Source organism: Kitasatospora saccharophila (assembly GCF_039529925.1).
GTDB classification, from domain to species: domain Bacteria; phylum Actinomycetota; class Actinomycetes; order Streptomycetales; family Streptomycetaceae; genus Kitasatospora; species Kitasatospora saccharophila.
In genome coordinates, this window is record NZ_BAAANS010000004.1 from 35,285 (window position 1) to 56,132 (window position 20,848).

Sequence of the window (20,848 nt, forward strand, 5' to 3'; positions counted from 1 at the left end):
GGTCGGTGGGGGACGGCATGAGCCTGGTGCCCGGGATGCCGGGGGGCGGAGGGGGCGCGGCGGGGTCGGTGGGGGAGGTCCTGGTGGCGGGTGGGGCGGGGGGACGGTGAGCGGGCGGTACGAGGTGGTGGTGGCCGGGGGCGGGCCGGCCGGGGTGGCGGCGGCTTCGGTGCTGGCGCGGGCCGGGCGGGCGGTGCTGCTGGTGGAGGCCGGACGCGGGCCGGGGTCGGTGGGGGAGGCGCTGCCCGCCGCGGCCCGGGTGCTGCTGCGGGACCTGGGCGCGGAGCGGGTGCTGGCGGACGGTCACCTGCCGTGCCTGGCCAACCGCTCGGCCTGGGGCAGCGCGTTGCTGGGCTCGGCGGACAGCATCCTCGATCCGCACGGCCACGGCTGGCACCTCGACCGTCCGCGCTTCGACCGCCGGTTGCGCGAGTGCGCCCTCGCCCAGGGCGTCCGGTTCGCCGACCGCACCACCGTGCGCCCGCTGGCCCGGACCCCGGACGGCGGCTGGACGGTCGAACTGCGCGGGAGCGGACGGCGGACGGTGGACTGCCGCTGGCTGGTCGACGCGACCGGCCGCCGGGCGGCCCTCGCCCGGTCCTGCGGGGCCCGGATCCTGACCCGGGACCGGCTGGTCGCCGTCCACCTCACCCTCGGCCCCGCCGAACCGCCGGGCGCCGACACCACGACCACCGTCGAGTCCGCCCCCGACGGCTGGTGGTACACCGCACCGCTGCCCGCCGGGCGGCGCCTGCTCGCCTGGTACACCGACGCCGACACCCTCGCCGGGCAGACCGGGAGGAGCGGCTCCCGGTCGGCCGGCCCGGAGGCTTTCCGGCGGGCCCTCGCCGCCACCCGGTACGTCGGCCCGCTGGCCGCCGCACACCCGTGGCCCGCCGCCGGGGTGCCGAGGCGGGCGCCCGCGCACGGTGCGGAGCTGGACGCCGTGCACGGGGAGGGCTGGGTCGCGGCCGGGGACGCGGCCGTCGCGTTCGACCCGCTGTCCTCGCAGGGCATCCTGACCGCCCTGTTCACCGGCCTGCGGGCCGGGCAGGCCGTGCACGCCCGGCTGGGGGGAGACCGGGGGGCACCGGGGGAGTACGCCCGGACGGTGGCCGCCGTCCGGGAGGCACACCTGCGCAACCACCGCGCACACTACGCCGCCGAACGGCGCTGGTCCGACCGGCCGTTCTGGCAGCGCAGACACCGCACCACGACACCCGAGGAGACACCCGCATGAGCACCGGACCCCTGCCCGACACCCTCAGCGCCACCGGCGACCGGCACGGCCACCGCTTCCTGCTGATCGGCAAGAAGACGGTCTTCAGCTACCACCTGGGCCTCTACCACGTCCCGATCCACGCCTTCCAGCTGATCACCGCCTTCGGCCTGGACGACCGGCTGCGCACCACCTACCTCGACGACCTCGCCGCCCACGAGGACCAGCAGGTCTACTACTCGCTGTTCACCGAGGGCCACTGGCCGCTCCAGGAACTCGTCGACGGCACCCGCACCTCGCTCCCCGTCGAGCTGGAGCGGGTCACCGTCGACGCCGAGGGCCGGCGCACCTTCACCCCGCTGCTCCCGGCCGTCGACGTCAGCAGCCGCAAGGAGGACGTGGTCCACTACCGGCCGCTGGTGGCCGACGCCGGCTACCCCGACTTCCTGACCGAACTGGTCTTCGGCCGGGGCGACGAGATCCACCTCACCCACGCCCTGGCCGGCGCCCCCAACTGGGACGAGGTGATCACCACCGTCGACCCGCAGGGCTTCCAGCCCGCCGACCTGGCCCCCGCCGCGACGCTCACCGTGCCCTCGGTCAAGGACCCGCACGGCGCCGCCCCGAAGAGCCCGCTGACCCCCGGCGCCCGCTACGAGGCGGGGATCGGCGACCGCGCCGTCTCGTTCACCGTCGGCCGCCAGGGCTGGTGGAACAACACCTCGCTGAACGCGCAGTGACCGCTCCGCGCTGACCTCCGCCCCCGGCCGCCAGGGACGAAAGCCCCGGTGACCGGGGGCGCGGGGGCGGGCAGGCTGGAAGGGGGAGCGGCCCCGCCGGGCGCCGCCGTTCCGGGGCGGGCCCGGGGCCGGGGAGAGTCCAGGGCCGGGGAGAGCCCGAGGCCGGGTGGGTCCGAGGCCGGAGAAGTCGCCGGAGAAGTCCGTGGGGAGTCCGCGGGGGGAGGAAGCAGAACCGTCATGCCGCTGCGCACCGTCGGGCCCCCGTCGCTGCCCGCCCTCGTCCTGTCGCTGTCCGCGCTGGTCGCCGGGGCCTCCGCGGTCGGCGGCTACCTGGTCAACGAGCGCCACGAGAGCACCGTCCGGCAGTTGGAGCAGCGGATCCGTCCCGCCCAGAGCGCCCTCGCCCAGGCCCGGACCGCGGTCGGCGACGCCCGCAGCGCCTGCCTGGCCGAGGACGGCGCCCAGGCCGAAACGCTGCGTACCGACGCCCGCGGCCGCCTCGCCCAGCGGCTCCCGGAACTGCGCACCCTCACCGCGTACCACCCGCAACTCGCCGCCAGCACCGCGGACTTCGACCGCGCCACCACCGGCTGGCTGGACGGCCTGCCCGCCGAGGACCGGGCCGCCGCGCTCGCCGCCTGCGGCGCCGCCGGCACCGACGTCGACGGCACCAGCGCGGCCGGCGCCGACGGGGACGGCTACCCGGCCGTCCACCGGCACGCCGACCGGCTCGGCGGCCAGCTCGCCGCCGAGGCCCACCACGCCACCGCCGACGCCACCCGGGAAGGCCGGGCCGTGCTGCTCTACCTGCTCCTGCTGTGCGGCGGCCTGGTCGTGCTGGCCGGACTGACCGCCCGCCAGATCACCCGCCGCCTGCTCACCCCGCTGGCCGGGATCGAACAGCGGCTGCGCCAGGACGCCCCGGCCGCCGGCCCCCCGGCCGCCGACGGCCCCGCCCCCGCCGCGCTCAACCGGCTCGCCCACGCCGCCGACACCCTGCGCGGACGGCTGCGCACCGCCCAGCGGCAGGCCCACCGCGACCACCAGGCGCTGGTCCAGAACGGGCCCTGCGTCCAGGGCCTCGGTGCGATCCTCGCCTCCCGGCACCGCTCCGGCCCCGGCGTCACCGCGCACGGCGAACTGGTCGCCGCCGAGGGGCTGCTGGCCGGCGACTACCTCGGCGTGCTCGCGCTGCCCGACGGCTCCACCGCGCTGCTGCTCGGCGACGTCTCCGGGCACGGCGTCGAGGCCGCGCTGCTCGCCGTCCAGCTCAAGTGCGCGCTGCGCGGCGCCCTGCGCACCGCCGCCGACCCGGCCGCGGCCGTCCGCGCCGCCTGGCACACCCTCGACCCGGACGACGAGCACTTCAGCACCCTGGTGCTGGCCCGCCTCGACCCGCGCACCGGCCGCCTCGGCTGGCTGAACGCCGGACACGAACGGCCCTTCCTGCGCCGCGCCGACGGCACCGTCGAACGGCTCGCCCCCACCGGCCCGCTGCTGCACCCGCTGATCGAGCCCGACGCCGACACCTGGACCGAGCGCAGCACCCCCTTCCACCCGGGCGACCTGCTGCTGCTGTGCACCGACGGCCTGACCGAAGGACGCGGCCCCGGCGGCGAGTTCGGCGAACGGCGGATCGCCGAGCTGCTGGCCGCGCTGCCCGCCGGCGCCACCCCCGCCGAGGCGGTCCGCGCCCTGCACGCCGAGGCCGAGCGCTTCGGCCTGGACTGGCGCCGGGACGACGTCACCGTCCTCGCCGCGACACTGGATTGACGGAGCGTCAGGCGATGGGTTCGAGCGCTGCCCGGGCCCGAGGGGCGCTGGCCGTCCGCGCGTTGGTGGGGGCGCCACTCTCCTTGCGGCGGGGCCGGATCGACGTCGGGTCAGGTTCCGGGCTCGAGCACCACCCGCTGGTCCGGTCCGAGGAACGCCGCCAGTCGTTCGGCCTCCGCCGCCACCTCCCCGGCGGCCGGACCCGGCAGCGGGCGGAACGGGCGGACCAGCAGCTCCGGGCCGCTGACCGTCCAGGTGCCCGCGACGAAACCGTCCAGCAGGAAGGTCGGCAGGACCCGGGCCGCGCCCGGTAGCACCCGCGGCCGGTCCGCGTCGGCGAGCACCCGGGTGCGGTCGGCGTGCCCGAGCAGCAGGTTGTCGTACGCGGGCAGGAACCGCACCGGGACGGGGCGGGCCGGGTCGGCGAGCACCGCGTCCGGCAGGTCGAACAGCTCGGTGCCGCGCTCGTCGCGGTGCACCCGCAGCCGGGGGCGCAGCTCCTCGAACACCGCCCGCATCCGGGTCAGCCCGGACCAGCTCTGGAAGTCCTTCACCCCGGCGGGGCCGAACGCCGCCAGGTAGCGCAGCACCGCCGTGCCCGCCGACAGCTCGCCGGGCCGCAGTTCGGCGAGTGCCAGCGAGGTGTTCGCCCGGGTGCCCCAGCCGCCCCAGGCGGCGCTGTCCGGTCCGTGCAGCACCGGCACCCGCAGTTGCACCGCGCCCGCCAGCAGTCTGCCGTCCCGGCCCGGGTAGCGGGTGGCCAGCCCGGTGGCGAGGGTCTGTCGGGACAGTGTCCGGCCGGCCAGCAACTCCCGTCCGGCATCGGCGAGTTCGTCCAGGTCGAGGCCGTCGGTGGCGGGGGCGAAGTACCGGGACCGCGAGGTCCGGTCCAGCACCGGCTGGAGCAGCGGCCGCCACTGCCCGAAGTCCGCGCCGCCGGACAGGTGCTGGGTGCTGCGCAGCGAGGCCGAGCGCACCACCCGCCCGTCGGCGAGCAGCGCCGCCAGCTCCTCGCGCCGGAAGTCCTCGATCCGCGCCCACAGGCCGAGGTAGGGCCAGTTCGGCTCCTGCGCCTGGAGCGCGACCAGCCGGTCCACCACCTCCGCCGCGCCGAGCCCGGTCCGTTCGGTGAGGAACTGCCGTTCGAGCAGCGTCCGGTTCAGGGTGCGGACGGACAGTACGTCGTTCATGCGGCGCGGGTTCTCCCGTCGGATCGTGGGTCTGCCCGCCACGCTACGGGCCGCAGCGGTCACTTCCCGTCCGCAATTCACGGCTCACCGGAAGCGGGCGAGCGCGGCGGCGGGACGGTCGGGCCCTGCGGGTGTGTCGCGCGGGCGGATCGATCTTCGGCGGTCAGGATGGTGCTTCCCGCGCCGAAACGCCCCTCCCCGGGGCCGACGAGGAGCAGTCATGGACGTGTCCGCAGGGCTGTGGGCAGGCACCATCGCGGTGCTGGTCGCGCTGATCGTGGCCGACTTCTTCATCGGCGGCCGCAAGCCGCACGAGGTCTCGATCAAGGAGGCCGGGATCTGGACCACCGTGTGGGTGGTGCTGGCCGGCCTGTTCGGCGGCTTCGTCTGGTGGTACGGCGGCTCGAAGCCCGCGGTGGAGTTCTTCGCCGGGTACGTCACGGAGAAGTCGCTCAGCGTGGACAACCTGTTCGTGTTCATCCTGATCATGGGCAAGTTCGCGGTGCCGAAGATCTACCAGCAGTGGGTGCTGATGTTCGGGGTGATCATCGCCCTGGTGCTGCGCGGCGTCTTCATCGCGGGCGGCGCCGCGCTGGTCGCCAAGTTCTCCTGGGTGTTCTACCTCTTCGGCGCGTTCCTGGTCTGGACGGCCGTCAAGCTGGTCAAGGAGGCCGGGCAGGACAAGACCGAGGAGGAGTTCGAGGAGGGGCGGCTGCTGCGGCTGATCAAGAAGCGCGTCCCGTCCACCGACGAGTACCACGGCACCAAGCTGTTCGTCCGGATCGACGGCAGGCGGCTGATGACGCCGATGACGACCGTGATGCTGGCCATCGGCACCACCGACATGCTGTTCGCCCTCGACTCGATCCCGGCGATCTTCGGCCTGACCCAGGACGCGTACATCGTCTTCACCGCCAACGCCTTCGCGCTGATGGGCCTGCGCCAGCTCTACTTCCTGATCGGCGGCCTGCTGACCAGGCTGGTCTACCTCTCCTACGGCCTGTCGGTGATCCTCGGCTTCATCGGCGTCAAGCTGATCCTGCACGCCCTGCACGAGAGCGGCGTGCACGTGCCGGAGATCAGCATCGCATTCTCGCTGGCCTTCATCGTGGTGGTGCTGGCGGTCACCACCGTCGCCAGCCTGCTGGCCTCCCGGAAGCAGGACCGGGGGCAGGACCGGGCGGCCGGCGCCTGACCCGCGGTCAGGCACCGGCCCCTAGGGTTCAGCCGCGCGGGCTGAGCTCGGCCATCGCGCTCCAACCGGTGCCGGGGACCTCGACGTTGACGATCTCCGGGGTCCGGGAGATGAAGTCCGGCATCCAGGCCATCGCGGTCTTGAAGTGCTCCGACTCGACGTGCCGGGCGCCCGCCTCGCCGTCCCGGAACGCCTCCAGCAGCACGTACTGGTGCGGGTCGTCGACGCTGCGGGACCACTCGAAGAAGACGTTGCCCTCCTCGGCGCGGGTCGAGGAGGTGAACTCCTCGACCCGCTCGATCCAGCCGGCGCTGTACTCGGGCCGGACGGTGAACTTGACGGCGATGAAGATCACGACTGCTGCTCCTCGACGGTGGTTCGCGCGCGCTCGCGCGCCTTCACCTGCAACGATCGCAGATCGGCGCGGTGCGCCGCGTCACCGGCTCCGCAGGTACGCCGCCGCGGCCGCCCGCAGCCGCCCGTGCAGGCCGTCGTACGCCCGGGCCCGGCCCAGCACGGACTTCGGCAGCTTGGCGACCATCGTGTAGTTGGTGTCGCAGACGTTCGCCGCCGGGGCCAGCCCGGCCTGGCTGACCAACTGGTAGGCGTCCAACTGGTCCAGGCCCAGCAGGTCGGCCGTCCAGCCGACCAGGTCGTGCTGGCTGATCCGGAACGCGTCCTCCAGCGGACGGGCCGAACCGGTGCTGATCAGGAAGTCGTCGTTCTCCAGCCGGGGCCAGGCCGGGCCGCCGCCCTTCACCAGGTCGACGATCACGGTGGTGCGCATCGCCGCCTCCACCGCCGTCCCGCACACCTCGCCCTCGCCCTGCCGGGCGTGCCCGTCGCCGATCGCCAGCAGCCCGCCGGCCACGTTCACGCCGAAGTACGCGGTGGTCCCGGCCCGCATCTCGGGGGTGTCCAGGTTGCCGCCGTGCGCGCCCGGCGTGATCGAGGCCAGCACCTCGCCCGCGGCCGGGGCCACCCCGACCGTGCCGTGCATCGGGTCCAGCGGCAGCGCGACGGTGAAGTCGCCGCTGCGGGCCCGGAAGTGGCACCGGCCCGCCGCCACGTCCAGCTCGTACACCCAGACCCGCTCCTCCAGCGCCGGGTGCAGCATCGCCGTCTGGTGGGTGGCCGTCAGCGCCCCGAAGTGCGGGAAGGTGCTGGAGAAGCCGTGCTCCCGGGCCGGGACGACCTCCACGAAGTGCACCGCCAGCACGTCCCCCGGCTCGGCGCCCACCACCGCGATCGGCCCGGTCACCGGGTTGAGGTACGGGAACACGCACACCCGGCTGGGCAGGTCGTCCACGCCGCGCACCTTGCCGCCGAAGCAGTCCTCGGTGGTCAGCTCCACGATGCTGCCGGGCCGGACGGTGAGCAGCGGGGCCCGGCCGCCGAAGGTGTAGGCCCAGTCCTCCGGGCCGGGGGACAGGCGAACGGGCTCGGGCAGGCTCACGGGGTCTCCTCGGTGGTGTTCTCGGTGGCGTTCTCGGCGGTGGGGGCCCCGGCGACGGACAGCTTCGGGGTGCGGCCGGTGACGACCAGTCCGGTCAGCACCACCGCGCCGACCAGCAGCCAGACGAAGCCGAGCCGCTGCGCCGCGATGTTCGCGTTGACCACCACGTACGCCAGGATCGCGAAGCCCAGTACCGGCGCGGCCAGGTGCCGCCAGTAGTCCCTGCTGCGGTTGCGCACCAGGTAGTGCACGACCACCGCGACGTGCAGCACCAGGAAGGTGGTCAGCGCGCCGAAGTTGACCAGGGTGCTGAGCAGCGTGATCCCGTCGTCCCGGGAGGACATGTACAGGCCCAGGGCCAGCGAGACCCCGGCGGTCAGCAGGGTCGCGTTCACCGGCACCCGGCGCCTCGGGTGGACCTTCGCCAGGAAGGACGGCAGCTGGCGGTCGCGGGCCATCGCGAACAGCAGCCGGGACGTCGCCGCCTGGGCCACCAGGGAGTTGGCGAAGCCCCAGGCCACGGCCGTCGCGGCGGCCGTCAGGGTGGCCAGCCAGCCGCCCGCCGCGGTGCGCGCCGCGTCGTAGAACGCGGTGCCGTCCGGGTCGCCGTCCGCCACCAGCGCGGCCGGATCGGTGACCAGCAGCGACGCCACCCAGGTCTGCACGATGAACAGGGTGCCCGCCAGCAGCAGCGCGGCCACCATCGACCGGCCGATCGCCCTCGCCGAATCCCGGTTCTCCTCCGCGAGGGTGGAGATGCCGTCGAAGCCGAGGAAGCTGAGCACCGCGATCGACACCGCGCCGAACACCAGGCTCCAGGAGAAGGTGTGCCCGTCGTACAGCGGCGTGAAGTCGAAGCCCCGGCCCTTGCCGTCGGCCAGCGCCGCCACGCCGACCACCACGAACAGCGCCAGCACCACCAACTCGCCGACCAGCACCGCCTTGTTGACCTTGGCGGTGGTCTCGATGCCCAGGTAGTTGACCGCCGTGTTCAGCAGCACGAACCCGACCACCCACAGCCACACCGGCACCGAGGGCACCAGCGAGTTCATCGCCACCCCGGCGATCAGGTACAGCAGCCCCGGCACCAGCACGTAGTCCAGCAGGATCATCCACCCCGACAGGAAGCCCACCGGCGCGCCGATCCCGCGCCCCGCGTAGGTGTACACCGAGCCCGCCATCGGGAACGCCCGCGACATCTGGGCGTACGAGAGCGCGGTGAACGCCATCGCCACCATGCCGAGCACGTACGCCAGCGCGACCATGCCGCCGGAGCCCTGGAAGACGCTGCCGAAGATGCCGAAGGGCGCGATCGGCACCATGAACACCAGCCCGTAGACGAGCAGGTCGGTGAAGGTCAGCGAGCGGCGCAACTCCTGTCGGTAGCCGTAGCTCTCGATGCCCTGCGGCGCGGGTGTGTCGGCCATGGGTGGTCCCTCTCCGTGGCGGGCCAGCGGGTGTGGGGGAGACTGTAGGGGCAAGTATTTCCATATGGAAGGGTTTTCTCGGCGTGCGGGACGGCCCGGGGCAAGGCGGGCGGCGCACGGCCGCGGACGGCTCGGGGCAGGACGGCTCGGGGCAGGACGGCTCAGGGCAGGACGGTGAAGGCCGGGCCCTCGGCGCGGGCCAGGTGCACCGTGCGCCGCCCGGCGCGCAGCAGCGGGGCGGCCGCCCGGACCAGGTCGGCCGGCTCCAGCGCCCGGCGGGCGGCCAGCGCGGCCAGCAGGTGCAGGCCGTCGTACAGGCCCACCGCGTACGCGTCCAGCACCGGCGCCCACGGGCCGCACAGCGCGCGGTGGCGCTCGGCCAGCAGTTGGCGGGGCTCCTCGGCCAGGGTCGCGAACGAGGGCATCGCGGCGTACAGCGTGCCGGTGCCGTCACCGCCCAGGGCCAGCAGGCCGTTCTCCTCCAGCGCGCCGGACAGCCGCACCAGCCGCCGGTCCAGCCCGCTGCGGCGCAGCGCCCGGTGGAACACCACCTGGTCGCGCCCGATCAGGCTGAGCAGCAGGCCGTCCGCGCGGGAGGCGCGCAACTCGTCCAGCAGCGGCTCGACCGCCCGCTCGACCGCCCCGAACGCGACCCGGCGGTCCAGCACCACCCGGGCCCCGGCGCGGGCCGCGAGCCGGGCGGCGGCCCGGTGCACATTGCGCGGCCAGATGTAGTCGTTGCCGATCAGCGCCCACCGGCGCAGCCCGTGACGCTCCGTCAACGTACCGATGGCTGACCCGAGTTGGGCGGTCGGCGCGATGCCGGTGCAGAGCACCCCGGGCCGCCGGGAGCCGCCCTCGTGCGGCGGGGTGAACACGTACGCGATCCGCTCGGCGGCCACCGCCTCCACCACCCGGTGCACGTCGCTGGTGTGGCAGCCGGCCAGTGCGTCCAGCGCCCCCGCCGCCAGCAGCCGGCGCACCTCGGCGGCCACCGGCTGCGGCGCGCCGCCGCCGTCCACCAGCACCAGTTCCAGCGGGCGGCCGAGCACCCCGCCGCGGGCGTTCACCTCGTGCGCCGCCAGCAGCGCGCCGTCCAGCGCGGACGGGCCGGTCAGCCCGAGCGTCCCGGACTGCGGCACGACGAGACCCACCCGGAACGCGCCGCCCTCCCGGCCGAGGAGCAGCGCGTCGAGCGGATCGACCAGCCTGGCGTCCAGCATCACCCGTCCCTCACGCCCTCCCCGACGGTGCGAGTATGGTCGTCCCGCCGGGCGCCGGGAAACCCCGGCGGGCCGCGGCAAGGGATCGGAACGGATCGGAACGGATCGGAACGGGAGGCCGGATGTCCGCGAACACCGCCGGGTCGGACGCCGCCTACCTGGACGCCGGCCTGGACGCCGGCACGCGGGACGCCGCCGGGTCGGACGCCGCTCCCGCACCGCTGCTGGTCGAACTCGTCGCGCTCGCCCACCGCCGCCTCACCACCGGCCTGGCCGTCGCCCTCGCCGAGGAGGACTGCACCGTCGACCAGTGGCGGGTGCTGCGCGCACTCGCCGACGGGCAGGGCCACCCGATGGGCGAACTCGCCCAGTCCCTGCTGATCCCGCAGGCCAGCCTGAGCCGCCTGGTGGACGCCCTCGCCGACACCGGCCAGGTCTACCGCCGCCACGACGACCGGGACCGCCGCCGGATCACCGCCCACCTCTCCCGGCAGGGCCGCACCCGCCTGGCCCGCCTCGACGCCCTCGCCGCCGCCCACGACGCCGCCGTCCGCGCCGCCTGCGCCCCCCTCCCCGACCCGGCCGGCCCGCTGGCCCGGCTCGCCGCGCTCTGACGCGTCGCGCCCTGGCGCCCTGTCAGTAGGGCCAGGGCTCGGTCCGCCAGTGCGGGAGTTCCCGCTCGAGCCGGTCCTCGACCGCCCGCCGCCACGGGTCCGCCGGGCCGCAGTCGGCCGCGTCCGTCCAGCTCGGCTCCGCCGTGTCCGGGTCGAGGACCAGCGCGTCGGTCCGGGGCGACCTCGGTGCGCACCCCGTGCCGCAGCCGTCCCGGCCACGGGACGCCGAACACGTAGGCGCACAGCCGTCCGTGCGTCGCCGGGCACGGGTCGGGGAACAGGGTGTCCCCGCCGCCGCTGCGGGCGATCGGCAGCAGGCCGCGGAACTCCGGCGGGTTGGCCCGGTGCTCGCCCAGCAGGGTGCCGGGTCGTACCGCCCGGCGGCGTCCCGGCCGAGCGCGTACAGCAGCTCGTCGAAGGCGTGCAGCGGCTCCAGCTCGCAGGCCGGCAGGTGCACCGCGTAGTCGAGCCCGGAGCCCCGGCGGCCCGCAGAAGGGCCGGGTACGGCTCCGGCAGCGGCCGTCCGGTCTCCCGTTCGAGCGCCGCCGCCTCGGCCCCGTCGACCGCCGGGAACGGTCCGGTGACCATCCGGCCCCGGTAGTGGCGCACCGGTTCGTCGCCCGTCTCCTCGTGCACGGCCGGGATTCTCACCCCCGTCCCCGTCCCCGTCCCCGTCCCCGTCCCTGCCCTCGCCCCCCCGGCCGCACGGCCACCGCCCTGACCAGGGGAAATCCGCTTGCACGGCACCCCCGGCGGGTGCTGGGGTGGGCGGATGGACCAGCACGAGGTACTCGCCCTGTTCGACCGGCGGTTGCGGCGCGACGCGCGGCCGGACAGCCCCACCGCCCGGGTCGAGCGGGACGGCGCCGTGGTGCGGCAGACCGGGGCGGAGCACGACTGGAACGGCGTCCTCTGGTCGGACCTCGACGCGGCGGGCGCGGACGCGGCGATCGCCGCCCAGGCCCGGCACTTCGCCGCGCGCGGCCTGGAGTGCGAGTGGAAGGCGTACGCCCACGACCGGCCCGCCGACCTCGGGCGGCGGCTGTGCGCGGCCGGTTTCACCGCCGGGCCGGCCGAGGCGGTGATGGTCGCCGACGTCCGGGAGTCGGGGACCGACGCGGTCCTGCCCGCGGGCGTCCGGCTCCGCCCGGTCACCGACGCCGCCGGGGTCGACCTGGTGGCGGCCGTCCACGAGCAGGCGTTCGGCACCGACGCCGCCCAGCTGCGGCAGCGGCTGCTCGACCGCCTCGCCCACGACCCCGACACCCTCCGCCTGGTGGTCGCCACGGTCGACGGGACGCCCGTCTGCTCCGCCCGGATGGAACTCCTCCCCGGCACCGGGTTCGCCGGCCTCTGGGGCGGCGGCACCCACCCGGCCTGGCGCGGCCGGGGCATCTACCGGGCGCTGGTCGCCCACCGGGCCCGCCTCGCCGCCGAGCTCGGCTACCGCTACCTCCAGGTCGACGCCACCGACGACAGCCGTCCGATCCTGGGCCGGCTCGGCTTCACGACCCTCACCACGACCACGCCGTACCTCCGCCCGCCCCTGGCCTGCTGACCGCCTCGGCCGTCCGGCCCCCCTGGCCCCTCTGGCTGTCCGGGCCGTTCGTCCACCACCGCCGTGAAGTGCGGGGACGGGCGCCGCGGTGCTCGATGGGCGTCGGTCGCCGCCCCTACGATGGGCGGCATGACGACAGCCGGGCCCGGGGGCCAACTGATCGACGGCCGCTTCGAGTTGCTGGCGCGGCTCGGGGGCGGCGGGATGGGGCTGGTCTGGCGGGCCAGGGACACCCTGCTGGAGCGCGAGGTGGCGCTGAAGGAGGTCCGGCCGCCGGACCCGGCGATGCTGGACGCGGATCCGGCGGCCGCGTACGAGCTGCGCGAGCGGGTCCTGCGGGAGGCGCGGGCGCTGGCCCGGCTGCAGCACCCCAACGTGGTGACCATCCACCACATCGTCGACAACGCCGAACTCGCCCACCCCTGGCTGGTGATGGAGCTGGTCCCCGGCGGCTCGCTGGCCGACCGGCTCGGCCGCGGCCCGCTCGCGCCGCAGGAGGCGGCCCGGCTCGGCCGCGGCCTGCTGGCCGCGCTCGGCGCCGCGCACGCCGCCGGGATCCAGCACCGGGACGTCAAACCGGGCAACGTGCTGCTGCGCGCCGACGGCACGCCCGTGCTCACCGACTTCGGGATCGCCGCGCTCAGCGAGTCCACCAGCCTGACCGCCACCGGCGCGCTGATCGGCTCCCCCGAGTACATCGCCCCCGAGCGGATCCGCGGCCACGAGGGCGACCCGGCCTCCGACCTGTGGTCGCTCGGCATGACGCTGTACGTCGCCGTCGAGGGCCACCACCCGCTGCGCCGGGCCAACAGCATCGCCACCCTGGCCGCCGTCCTGGACCAGCCGCTGCCGCCGCCGGTCCGCTCCGGCCCGCTCGGGCCGACGCTGACCGCGCTACTGTCCCGCGACCCGGCCGAGCGGCCCGACGCCGCCCGCCTGGACCGGCTGTTCGCGGCCGCCGAGCAGGGCGTCGACGGCACCCTCGGCGGCAGCCCGGCCTTCTCGCCGACCGAGACCAACTCCCCGCCCCCGCACGCCCGGACGGAGACCGACGGCACCCTCCCGCACACCCCGGACACCCCGGGTACCCCGGACACCCCGGGTACCTCGGGCACCCCGCACGCTCCGCACGCCCCGACCGGGGCGATCGGCCCGGAGCGGTCGCGGCGGCCCGGGGCGCAACTGGCCGTGCTGGCCGGGGTCGCGGCGCTCGGGGTGCTGGGGTGGACGCTCGGGCCGGGCCTGTTCGACCGGAAGGAGGCCGAGGGCGGCGGGCGTTCGGCCCCGAAGGTCTCGGCGCCCGCGAGCACCCCGGCCGCCCCGCCGAGCAGTCCGGCGGCCCCCGCCTCGTCCGCCGGTGCCGACCCCGGGGCGTCCGTCGACCCCGTCACCCCCGGTGCGCCCGTCGATCCGGGCACGGGCCTGCTCACCGCGGACGGCGCCCGCGGCCTGGTGGAGAAGATCCGCGCGGCCACCGGCAGCACCACCGTCATCGACATGTCGATCTATCCGGACCACGCCAACGGCAAGGTGCTGAAGAAGGACGACCCCACCCGCTACGACGAGGTCAGCTACCGCGACGGCAAGCTCACCAGCCGGCCCGGCGGCACCGTCATCGAGGGGCAGGACCCCGCCGACCTGGCGAAGATCGACTGGAGCCAGATCCCGACCGTGATGGCCACCGCCAGGGCCCAGCTCGGCGTGCCGCACCCCAAGTCCAGCTACCTGCACGTCGACTACGGCTGGTTCGCCGACGAGATCACCCTGCGCTACTACGTTTCCGACGACTACAACAGCAGCGGCTACCTCACCGCGGGCGCCAGCGGGAAGGTCCTCCGGGTGGTGAAGTCCTGACCACCCGGAGCGCCGCGGTGACCGGCCGTCAGCCGACGGCCGGTCACCACGGCGGCCTTGCCCGCTCCACCGCCCAGTGCCACCTCAGACGACGCGCCCAGGACCGCCGGCTGCGGCTGTCGCTGCGCTACGGCGACACCGGGCGCCCCGCACACCGCCACCTGCCGGCCGCCGCGACGCCCCGCTGATCCTTTTCAGCGGACCGGGCGGACCATCGCCACCAGCTCCGGCGACACCGCCGTGGCGGGCTGCGTGCCGAACGCCCGGTAGCCCCAGTCCTCGTACAGCCGCCGCACCCGGCCCGCCCCCGCCAGCGGGTTCACCATCAGGCAGACCCGCCGCTCCGGCCGGTCGGCCAGCAGCGCGTCGTGGATCCGGCGGGCGAGCCCGGTGCCCCGCCACGGACCCCGGACGCCGATCTCCCGCAGGGCGAACACCGGCTCGTCGGCGAACCCCGCCGGCAGCGGCCCCGCCAACCGCCCCCAGTACCCGTCACCGGGCCCGACCGTGTTCCCGTACGCGTACCCGACCGGCGTGTCGCCGTCCCGGCCGAGGACCAGCGCGAAGCCCGCCCCCGCCGCGTGCAGGTCGAGCCGCCCGGCGAACGCCCCGACCCGGTAGTTCGGCTCGTGCAGCAACGGCGCCCGCACGTCCGCGTACACCTCCAGCAGTGCGGCCCGGACCGGCGGGGTGAGGACGGTGCAGCGGCGCAGTTCGACGGGCACGCGGGGCCTCCGCTTCCTCCGCGAGGCGGATCCAGGGTCGGCGAACCGTAGCACCGGGGCGGCGGGCGCCGGGCGGTAAACGCGTCGACAGTGCCGCCGGTGCCCGGCAGAGTGGACGTCCGTGACGAGCAGCGAACTGTGGGACCGGGAGACCGCCGAGCGCTACGACGCCGGGGAGGCCGAGTCGTCCTCGGCGGCCGCCCTCGAACCGACCCTCGCCTTCCTCGCCGAACTCGCCGGGGACGGCCGCGCCCTGGAGTTCGCCATCGGAACCGGACGGGTGGGCGTCCCGCTCCGGGAACGCGGCGTGCCGGTGGCGGGCATCGAACTGTCCGAGCACATGGCGGCCGTGCTGCGGCGCAAGGTCGACGAGGACACCCTCCCCGTGGTCCTCGGGGACATGGCAACCACCGTCGTCCCCGGCGGGTTCACCCTGGTCTACCTCGTCTACAACACCATCTCCAACCTGCTCACCCAGGACGAGCAGGTCGAGTGCTTCCGCAACGCCGCCCGCCACCTGGAACCCGGCGGCCGGTTCGTCATCGAACTCGGCGTCCCCCCGCTACGGCTCCTGCCACCCGGCCAACTCGCGGTGCCCTTCGACCTCTCCGACCGCCACCTCGGCTTCGACACCTTCGACCCGGTCGACCAGATCCTGGTCTCGCACCACTTCACCCGCGACGGCGACCACGCCTCCTACCGCCGCGCCAACTCCCGCCACCGCTACGCCTGGCCCGCCGAACTCGACCTGATGGCCCAGATCGCCGGCCTCGAACTCGAACGCCGCGTCGCGGACTGGGACGGCACCCCGTTCACCCGGGACTCCGCGAAGCACGTCTCCGTCTGGCGCAGACCGCCGTCCTGACCGGCCGTCCCACCGCCGGACCGGGGATGTCGGCGGTCGTGGCTAGAGTGGCGGCCATGACCCTGGCAGCAGTGATGATCACGGTGGACTGTGCGGAACCGCGGGAACTGGCCCGCTGGTGGGCCGAGGCGCTGGGCGGCGAGATCGCCGAGGACCACGGCGACTTCGTCATCGTCGGCGCGAAGCCCGTCGCGATGGGCTTCCAGCGGGTGGCCGAGGAGCGGCTGGGCAAGAACCGGGTGCACGTCGACTTCGCCGTCGCGTCCGGCGCCGGCATGGCGCAGGAGGTGGCGCGCCTGGTCGCCCTGGGGGCGAGCGTCGTCGGGGAGCACAGCATCCCCGGCCTGACCTGGACGGTGCTGCGGGACCCGGTCGGGAACGAGTTCTGCGTCCACTGAGCCCGGCCCGGCGGCCCCGGCCGCAACGACGGAGCCCTGTAGGGTGCTTGGCCGAGCGGGGCGTTCTGCTGTCTCGGCCACCAGGCCCGGCAGGTGCTCCTGGAGTGCCGCAATGACCATCCCGGTCTGTGCGAGCCTCCGGGCCAGTGGGGCGGGGCGTGGGCGGTGCGCTGCGGGGCGGCCGGTGGGGGCGTCCGTCAGCGCGGGAGCCGTGGCAGCAGCCGCACTCCGAGCGCCAGCCAGGCGGCTGCCAGCAGCCAGCCGCCCAGGACGTCCAGGGGCCAGTGCACGCCCAGGTAGACCCGGGTGAAGCCGATCACGGCGGTGAACAGCGCTGCCGCTGCCGCTGCGGGGCGGGCCGCCGGGGGGTGGGCGCGGGCCACCGCGACGGCGAGCAGGCCGGCGGAGAGGGCCGAGGTGAAGGCGTGGCCGGAGGGGAAGGCGTGGCCGGAGGCGTCGAAGGCCCAGTCGGCGATCGGGGGGCGGGGGCGGGCGAGGATGCGCATCAGCCCCTGTCGGAGCAGTTGGCCCGCGATCAGCCAGGCCACCGGGGCGAGGAGGAGAAGGGCCGGCCGGGCGCCGGAGGGGCGGCGGGACCGGACCGCGACCGCGCCCGCCGCCAGGGCCAGCAGGTACGGGAAGACGTCGGTGCCCAGCGCGGTCACCGCCATCGCCACCGTCCGGGCCCAGCCCGGTCGGTGGGTCACGCCCCAGTGCACCGCCGCCGTCTCGAAGCCGAACGGGGCCCGGCCGTGGGCCAGCACCACGACCGTGAGCAGTGCGAACGCCCCGCCGCAGGCCGAAGCCGGCAGGACGGGGCGACGCGGGGAGGAGGCGCTCACTCGGCCCCGGCCCGGCGGCGGGAGCGCAGCAGTTCCAGGGCCAGCGGCAGCAGCGAGACCAGCACCACCAGGGCCACGATCGGCAGCAGGTAGTGGTCGACGTTCGGGATCGACGAGCCGAGCGCGTACCCGGCCAGCACCAGCCCCACCGTCCAGACCAGGCCGCCCGCGACCTGCCACACCGTGAAGGTCCGGACGTCCACGCCCAGGGCGCCCGCCAGCGGGTTCAGCACGGTGCGCACCACCGGGACGAAGCGGGCCAGCACCACCGCCTTGGCGTGCCCGTAGCGGGTCAGGATCTCCTCGGCCCGCACCGCCCCGGCCTGCAGGTGCTTGTTGCGGGACCGGGCCAGCAGCGCCCGGCCGCCCCGCTTCCCGATCAGGTACCCGACCTGCGCCCCGGCCAGTGCGCCGACCACCGCGGCGGCCAGCACCTCGCCCAGGTTCAGGTGCGGCCCGCTGTGCGCACCGGTGGTGCACAGCAGGCCCGCGGTGAACAGCAGCGAGTCGCCCGGCAGGAAGAACCCGACCAGCAGGCCGGTCTCCGCGAACATCACCACCGCGATGCCCAGCGCGCCGAACGAGGCCAGCAGCGATCCCGCGTCCAGCGGGTTGACGGCCAGCAGGGCCGAGGAGGAGAGCATCGGCGGTGCGCCTTTCCGAGGAGGGACGTCGAGGAGATCCGTTGAGGACGGGCGGCACCCTCACCACCAGCATGGCCCAGGTGTGCTGAACGGTTCCTGAAGACCTGAAGACGGCTTCAGGTGGCGGCGGGACCCGAGGTCAGGCGGCCCCGCGCCCGTGAGCAGCACCGCCAGCAGCAGCCCCGACGGCGGGTGGCTGCTCACCGCGGGTGTGGCCCTGCCGGGGGAGGGGAGGGGGCGGAAGGGAGGCAGGAGGGGCGGTCAGCCGTTGAGGACGGTGTTGCCGGTCAGGGCGCCGGTCGTGCCGTCCACCGTGACCAGGTGCCGCACGCCGTCCGGGCCGAGCACCACCACCTGCCAGGCCCGGCCGCCGTCGGCGGTGGGCGCCGGGCGGAGCGACTCGGCCCGGCCGTCCGGTACCGCGGCGGTCGCCTTCGCCACCGCGTCGGCGGCGGCCAGCGCGGGCAGCGGCGCCGGTGCGGCGGAGGAGCCGGAGGAGCCGGGGGCGCCGGGGCCGGTGGGGCCCGGCCGGTCCTGCCGGGTCGACCCGTCGCCGGAGCGGCCGTCACGGCCGTCGCGCCCGCCCCGGTCGTGCCGTTCGCCGTGCCGCCCCCGGCCGTGCTCCTCGCCGCGGGCCGCGCTCTTCCCACCGTGGAGCTCGTGGCGCTCGTGGTGCCCGGCGGCCGCGACCGCCGCCGCCCCGCCGAGCAGCAGCGCCGCGACCGCGACCCCGCCGCCCCAGCGCACCGCCCGCCCGCGCAGCCGTACCGGCACCGACCGTCCCGCCGGCTCCGGGCGCCCCGCCGCCGGCTGCTCCGCCGGTATCGGCGGGCCCGCCGGCTCCGGGCGCCCCGCCCCCGACCGCTGCTGCTCGTCCACGGTTCCCGACCCCTGTTCCCCTCCGTGCCCGGGCACCGCGCCGGGGCGAGGGCCCCAGCATGGCGGGGGCGCGCTGAAGGGTTGCTGAAGACCTGAAGACGCCTTCAGTGCGCGGCCGCGCTGACCTGCCACCCTGGGGGCATGCGCGTACTGGTGGTGGAGGACGAACAGCGGCTGGCCCTGGCGATCAAGCACGGGCTGGAGGCGGAGGGCTTCACCGTCGACATCGTCCACGACGGGCTGTCGGGCCTGGCCAGGGCCACCGACCACTCCTACGACGTGGTGATCCTGGACATCATGCTGCCCGGTCTCAACGGCTACCGGGTCTGCGCCCGGCTGCGGGCGGCGGGCAGCGACGCGGGCATCCTGATGCTCACCGCCAAGGACGGCGAGTGGGACGAGGCCGAGGCCCTGGACACCGGCGCCGACGACTACCTGTCCAAGCCGTTCTCCTTCGTCGTGCTGGTCGCCCGGCTCAAGGCGCTGGCCCGCCGGATCGGCTCCCGGGCCCCGCGCCGGGCCGTCCTCGGCGACCTGGTGGTCGACTCCGCCGCCCGCACCTGCACCCGGGGCGGCACCCCGATCGCGCTGACGCCGCGCGAGTTCGCCGTCCTCGACCACCTGGCCCGGCGGGCCGGGGAGGCCGTCTCCAAGCGGGAGATCCTCGAACAGGTCTGGGACGCCGCCGCCGACAGCGACCCCAACACCGTCGAGGTGCACATCAGCGCGCTCCGCCGCAAGATCGACACCCCGTTCGGCCGCAGCGCCCTGCAGACCGTGCGCGGCGCGGGCTACCGGCTGGAGCCCGACGGTGGCTGAACGGCCCCGCGCCCCCCGCGCGCCCCGCGCGCCCCGCACCCTCCGGGCCCGCGCGGCCGCCGCCGTCCGCCGCCTCGCGCCCCGCTCGGTGCGCACCCGCACCACCATCGCGGCCTGCCTCAGCGTCGCCGCCGTCCTGCTGATCGCCTCCGCCGCCGTGGTGCTGCTGCTGCGGGTCAACCTGGTGCGCACGGTCGAGGCCGGGGCCCGCGAACAGGCGCTCGCGGTGGCCGGACTGGCCGCCGACGGGCACCTGCCCGGGCAGCTGCCGCTCGACCACGGCACCGACTTCATCCAGGTCACCGACGCCGACGGCAAGGTCGTCGCGGCCAGCCAGAACCTGGCCGGCCACCCCGCGCTGGCCCCCTCCGGCACCAGCGAGGGCCGCTCCACCTTCGACCTCGGCGCGCTCGGCGACGAGCACCACCAGCGGGTCACCACCGTCACCACCGGCACCCCCGGCGGGCCGGTCACCATCCGGGTCGGCGCCTCGCTGCACACCGCCGACACCGCCGAGGACCTGACCACCGCCGCGCTCGCCGCGCTCAGCGCCGTCCTGGTCGGCACCGTCGGCGCGGTCACCTGGCGGGCCACCGGACGCGCCCTGCGGCCGGTCGAGGCGATCCGCTCCGAGGTCGCCGGGATCGGCGACCGCGACCTGGACCGGCGGGTCCCCGAACCGGGCAGCGACGACGAGATCGCCCGGCTCGCCCACACCATGAACGCCATGCTGGACCGGCTGGAGGCCGCCGGCGTCCGCCAGCGCCGCTTCATCGCCGACGCCTCGCACGAACTGCGCAGCCCGCTCGCCGTGCTGCGCACCCAGTTGGAGGTGGCCCACAGCCACCCCGACCCGGCGGTCCGCGCCGAGATGGTCGCCGGGGCGCTCCAGGACAGCGACCGCCTCCAGTCGCTCGCCGCCGACCTGCTGCTGCTCGCCCGGCTCGACGCCGCCGGGCACGACGGCCCCCGCGAGGTGCTCGACCTCGCCGAACTCGCCCGCACCGCGACGGCCGGCCGCCCCCGGGTCGAGGTCCGTACCGAGGACGGCGCCCGGGTGCTCGGCAACCGCCTGTGGCTGGGCCGCCTGCTCACCAACCTGCTCGACAACGCCCAGCGGCACGCCCGCACCGGGGTCACCGTCCTCGTCACCACCGACCCCGCCGCCGGCACCGTCGTCCTGGACGTCGGCAACGACGGCCCGCCGATCGCCCCCGCCGACCGGGAGAAGGTCTTCGAACGGTTCACCCGGCTCGACGACGCCCGCAGCCGCGACGACGGCGGCACCGGCCTCGGCCTGCCGATCGCCCGCGACATCGCCACCCTGCACGGTGGCACCCTGACCGTCACCGACGGCCCGGGCACCACCTTCCGCACCACCCTGCCCGCCGCCGGGGAGGGCCCCGACCGGCCTGCCGGGTAGGAGG

21 protein-coding genes are annotated in these 20,848 nt (G+C 75.7%); 12 read left to right on the plus strand and 9 right to left on the minus strand.

Going from position 1 to position 20,848, the window contains the following annotated elements; all coding sequences use genetic code 11:
* The first annotated feature begins 106 nt into the window (after window positions 1-106).
* The 3 genes from ABD345_RS04425 (at window position 107) to ABD345_RS04435 (ending at window position 3,732) form a co-directional block, all read left to right on the plus strand.
* Window positions 107-1,240, plus strand: coding sequence for an NAD(P)/FAD-dependent oxidoreductase (locus ABD345_RS04425; protein WP_344550406.1), 1,134 nt, complete (start codon window positions 107-109; stop codon window positions 1,238-1,240).
* Window positions 1,237-1,959: a hypothetical protein gene (locus ABD345_RS04430; RefSeq protein ID WP_344550407.1), complete on the plus strand. Its 723-nt coding sequence runs from the start codon at window positions 1,237-1,239 to the stop codon at window positions 1,957-1,959. The genes ABD345_RS04425 and ABD345_RS04430 overlap by 4 nt, the downstream gene beginning before the upstream one ends.
* Window positions 1,960-2,196: 237 nt before the next feature.
* Complete coding sequence (locus tag ABD345_RS04435) at window positions 2,197-3,732, plus strand: PP2C family protein-serine/threonine phosphatase (protein ID WP_344550408.1); 1,536 nt, start codon at window positions 2,197-2,199, stop codon at window positions 3,730-3,732.
* Between the two features lie 110 nt (window positions 3,733-3,842).
* Here the strand turns inward: ABD345_RS04435 and ABD345_RS04440 are convergent, their stop codons facing one another.
* Window positions 3,843-4,922 (minus strand): winged helix DNA-binding domain-containing protein, encoded by a 1,080-nt coding sequence (locus ABD345_RS04440; protein ID WP_344550409.1) that lies wholly within the window; start codon window positions 4,920-4,922, stop codon window positions 3,843-3,845.
* Between the two features lie 220 nt (window positions 4,923-5,142).
* Here ABD345_RS04440 and ABD345_RS04445 point away from each other — a divergent pair, with 220 nt between their 5' ends.
* On the plus strand, window positions 5,143-6,117 hold the full coding sequence (locus ABD345_RS04445; protein WP_344550410.1) for a TerC family protein: 975 nt from the start codon (window positions 5,143-5,145) through the stop codon (window positions 6,115-6,117).
* 28 nt (window positions 6,118-6,145) lie between these two features.
* Here ABD345_RS04445 and ABD345_RS04450 read toward each other — a convergent pair whose 3' ends face one another.
* The 4 genes from ABD345_RS04450 to ABD345_RS04465 form a co-directional block, all read right to left on the minus strand.
* Window positions 6,146-6,472 carry a putative quinol monooxygenase gene (locus tag ABD345_RS04450; RefSeq protein WP_344550411.1) on the minus strand — a complete coding sequence of 109 codons (327 nt, stop codon included), beginning with the start codon at window positions 6,470-6,472 and terminating at the stop codon, window positions 6,146-6,148.
* Window positions 6,473-6,553: 81 nt separating this feature from the next.
* Entirely contained in the window at window positions 6,554-7,573 is a 1,020-nt protein-coding gene (locus ABD345_RS04455; RefSeq protein WP_344550412.1) for an acetamidase/formamidase family protein, read from the minus strand.
* Window positions 7,570-9,000 carry an APC family permease gene (locus ABD345_RS04460; RefSeq protein ID WP_344550413.1) on the minus strand — a complete coding sequence of 477 codons (1,431 nt, stop codon included), beginning with the start codon at window positions 8,998-9,000 and terminating at the stop codon, window positions 7,570-7,572. The genes ABD345_RS04455 and ABD345_RS04460 overlap by 4 nt, the downstream gene beginning before the upstream one ends.
* 161 nt (window positions 9,001-9,161) lie before the next feature.
* Window positions 9,162-10,223 carry an ABC transporter substrate-binding protein gene (locus ABD345_RS04465; RefSeq protein WP_344550414.1) on the minus strand — a complete coding sequence of 354 codons (1,062 nt, stop codon included), beginning with the start codon at window positions 10,221-10,223 and terminating at the stop codon, window positions 9,162-9,164.
* A gap of 122 nt (window positions 10,224-10,345) precedes the next feature.
* On the opposite strand from ABD345_RS04465, the gene ABD345_RS04470 reads away from it, so the two are divergent.
* From ABD345_RS04470 to ABD345_RS04485, 4 genes are all read left to right on the plus strand, one after another.
* Entirely contained in the window at window positions 10,346-10,837 is a 492-nt protein-coding gene (locus ABD345_RS04470) for a MarR family transcriptional regulator (RefSeq protein WP_344550416.1), read from the plus strand.
* Window positions 10,838-11,609: 772 nt separating this feature from the next.
* On the plus strand, window positions 11,610-12,395 hold the full coding sequence (locus ABD345_RS04475; protein ID WP_344550417.1) for a GNAT family N-acetyltransferase: 786 nt from the start codon (window positions 11,610-11,612) through the stop codon (window positions 12,393-12,395).
* Window positions 12,396-12,524: 129 nt separating this feature from the next.
* The gene (locus tag ABD345_RS04480; protein ID WP_344550418.1) at window positions 12,525-14,249 is read left to right on the plus strand and encodes a serine/threonine-protein kinase; all 1,725 of its coding nucleotides are present in this window, start codon (window positions 12,525-12,527) and stop codon (window positions 14,247-14,249) included.
* Window positions 14,250-14,266: 17 nt separating this feature from the next.
* Complete coding sequence (locus ABD345_RS04485; protein WP_344550419.1) at window positions 14,267-14,437, plus strand: hypothetical protein; 171 nt, start codon at window positions 14,267-14,269, stop codon at window positions 14,435-14,437.
* 6 nt (window positions 14,438-14,443) lie between these two features.
* Here the strand turns inward: ABD345_RS04485 and ABD345_RS04490 are convergent, their stop codons facing one another.
* The gene (locus ABD345_RS04490) at window positions 14,444-14,974 is read right to left on the minus strand and encodes an N-acetyltransferase (protein WP_344550420.1); all 531 of its coding nucleotides are present in this window, start codon (window positions 14,972-14,974) and stop codon (window positions 14,444-14,446) included.
* A gap of 121 nt (window positions 14,975-15,095) precedes the next feature.
* Here ABD345_RS04490 and ABD345_RS04495 point away from each other — a divergent pair, with 121 nt between their 5' ends.
* Entirely contained in the window at window positions 15,096-15,839 is a 744-nt protein-coding gene (locus tag ABD345_RS04495) for a class I SAM-dependent DNA methyltransferase (protein WP_344550421.1), read from the plus strand.
* A 56-nt stretch (window positions 15,840-15,895) separates the two neighbouring features.
* Window positions 15,896-16,237, plus strand: coding sequence for a VOC family protein (locus tag ABD345_RS04500; protein WP_344550422.1), 342 nt, complete (start codon window positions 15,896-15,898; stop codon window positions 16,235-16,237).
* A 197-nt stretch (window positions 16,238-16,434) separates the two neighbouring features.
* Here the strand turns inward: ABD345_RS04500 and ABD345_RS04505 are convergent, their stop codons facing one another.
* From ABD345_RS04505 to ABD345_RS04515, 3 genes are all read right to left on the minus strand, one after another.
* Complete coding sequence (locus tag ABD345_RS04505; RefSeq protein WP_344550423.1) at window positions 16,435-17,079, minus strand: phosphatase PAP2 family protein; 645 nt, start codon at window positions 17,077-17,079, stop codon at window positions 16,435-16,437.
* Window positions 17,076-17,723, minus strand: a complete 648-nt coding sequence (locus ABD345_RS04510) for a DedA family protein (RefSeq protein WP_344550424.1) — start codon at window positions 17,721-17,723, stop codon at window positions 17,076-17,078. The genes ABD345_RS04505 and ABD345_RS04510 overlap by 4 nt, the downstream gene beginning before the upstream one ends.
* 261 nt (window positions 17,724-17,984) lie before the next feature.
* The gene (locus ABD345_RS04515) at window positions 17,985-18,497 is read right to left on the minus strand and encodes a PepSY domain-containing protein (protein WP_344550425.1); all 513 of its coding nucleotides are present in this window, start codon (window positions 18,495-18,497) and stop codon (window positions 17,985-17,987) included.
* A 246-nt stretch (window positions 18,498-18,743) separates the two neighbouring features.
* On the opposite strand from ABD345_RS04515, the gene ABD345_RS04520 reads away from it, so the two are divergent.
* Together ABD345_RS04520 and ABD345_RS04525 are read left to right on the plus strand one after the other, a co-directional pair.
* Window positions 18,744-19,421 carry a response regulator transcription factor gene (locus tag ABD345_RS04520; protein WP_344550426.1) on the plus strand — a complete coding sequence of 226 codons (678 nt, stop codon included), beginning with the start codon at window positions 18,744-18,746 and terminating at the stop codon, window positions 19,419-19,421.
* The gene (locus ABD345_RS04525) at window positions 19,414-20,844 is read left to right on the plus strand and encodes a sensor histidine kinase (RefSeq protein WP_344550427.1); all 1,431 of its coding nucleotides are present in this window, start codon (window positions 19,414-19,416) and stop codon (window positions 20,842-20,844) included. The genes ABD345_RS04520 and ABD345_RS04525 overlap by 8 nt, the downstream gene beginning before the upstream one ends.
* Window positions 20,845-20,848 lie beyond the last annotated feature (4 nt).

What these genes read in the sequence shown, in the direction of transcription:
- ABD345_RS04445 (WP_344550410.1), top strand. Translation starts at nt 5,143, where the DNA reads ATGGACGTGTCCGCAGGGCTGTGGGCAGGCACCATCGCGGTGCTGGTC.
- ABD345_RS04470 (WP_344550416.1), top strand. Translation starts at nt 10,346, where the DNA reads ATGTCCGCGAACACCGCCGGGTCGGACGCCGCCTACCTGGACGCCGGC.
- ABD345_RS04460 (WP_344550413.1), bottom strand. Translation starts at nt 9,000, where the DNA reads ATGGCCGACACACCCGCGCCGCAGGGCATCGAGAGCTACGGCTACCGA.
- ABD345_RS04465 (WP_344550414.1), bottom strand. Translation starts at nt 10,223, where the DNA reads ATGCTGGACGCCAGGCTGGTCGATCCGCTCGACGCGCTGCTCCTCGGC.
- ABD345_RS04430 (WP_344550407.1), top strand. Translation starts at nt 1,237, where the DNA reads ATGAGCACCGGACCCCTGCCCGACACCCTCAGCGCCACCGGCGACCGG.
- ABD345_RS04475 (WP_344550417.1), top strand. Translation starts at nt 11,610, where the DNA reads ATGGACCAGCACGAGGTACTCGCCCTGTTCGACCGGCGGTTGCGGCGC.
- ABD345_RS04480 (WP_344550418.1), top strand. Translation starts at nt 12,525, where the DNA reads ATGACGACAGCCGGGCCCGGGGGCCAACTGATCGACGGCCGCTTCGAG.
- ABD345_RS04500 (WP_344550422.1), top strand. Translation starts at nt 15,896, where the DNA reads ATGACCCTGGCAGCAGTGATGATCACGGTGGACTGTGCGGAACCGCGG.
- ABD345_RS04435 (WP_344550408.1), top strand. Translation starts at nt 2,197, where the DNA reads ATGCCGCTGCGCACCGTCGGGCCCCCGTCGCTGCCCGCCCTCGTCCTG.
- ABD345_RS04510 (WP_344550424.1), bottom strand. Translation starts at nt 17,723, where the DNA reads ATGCTCTCCTCCTCGGCCCTGCTGGCCGTCAACCCGCTGGACGCGGGA.
- ABD345_RS04440 (WP_344550409.1), bottom strand. Translation starts at nt 4,922, where the DNA reads ATGAACGACGTACTGTCCGTCCGCACCCTGAACCGGACGCTGCTCGAA.
- ABD345_RS04520 (WP_344550426.1), top strand. Translation starts at nt 18,744, where the DNA reads ATGCGCGTACTGGTGGTGGAGGACGAACAGCGGCTGGCCCTGGCGATC.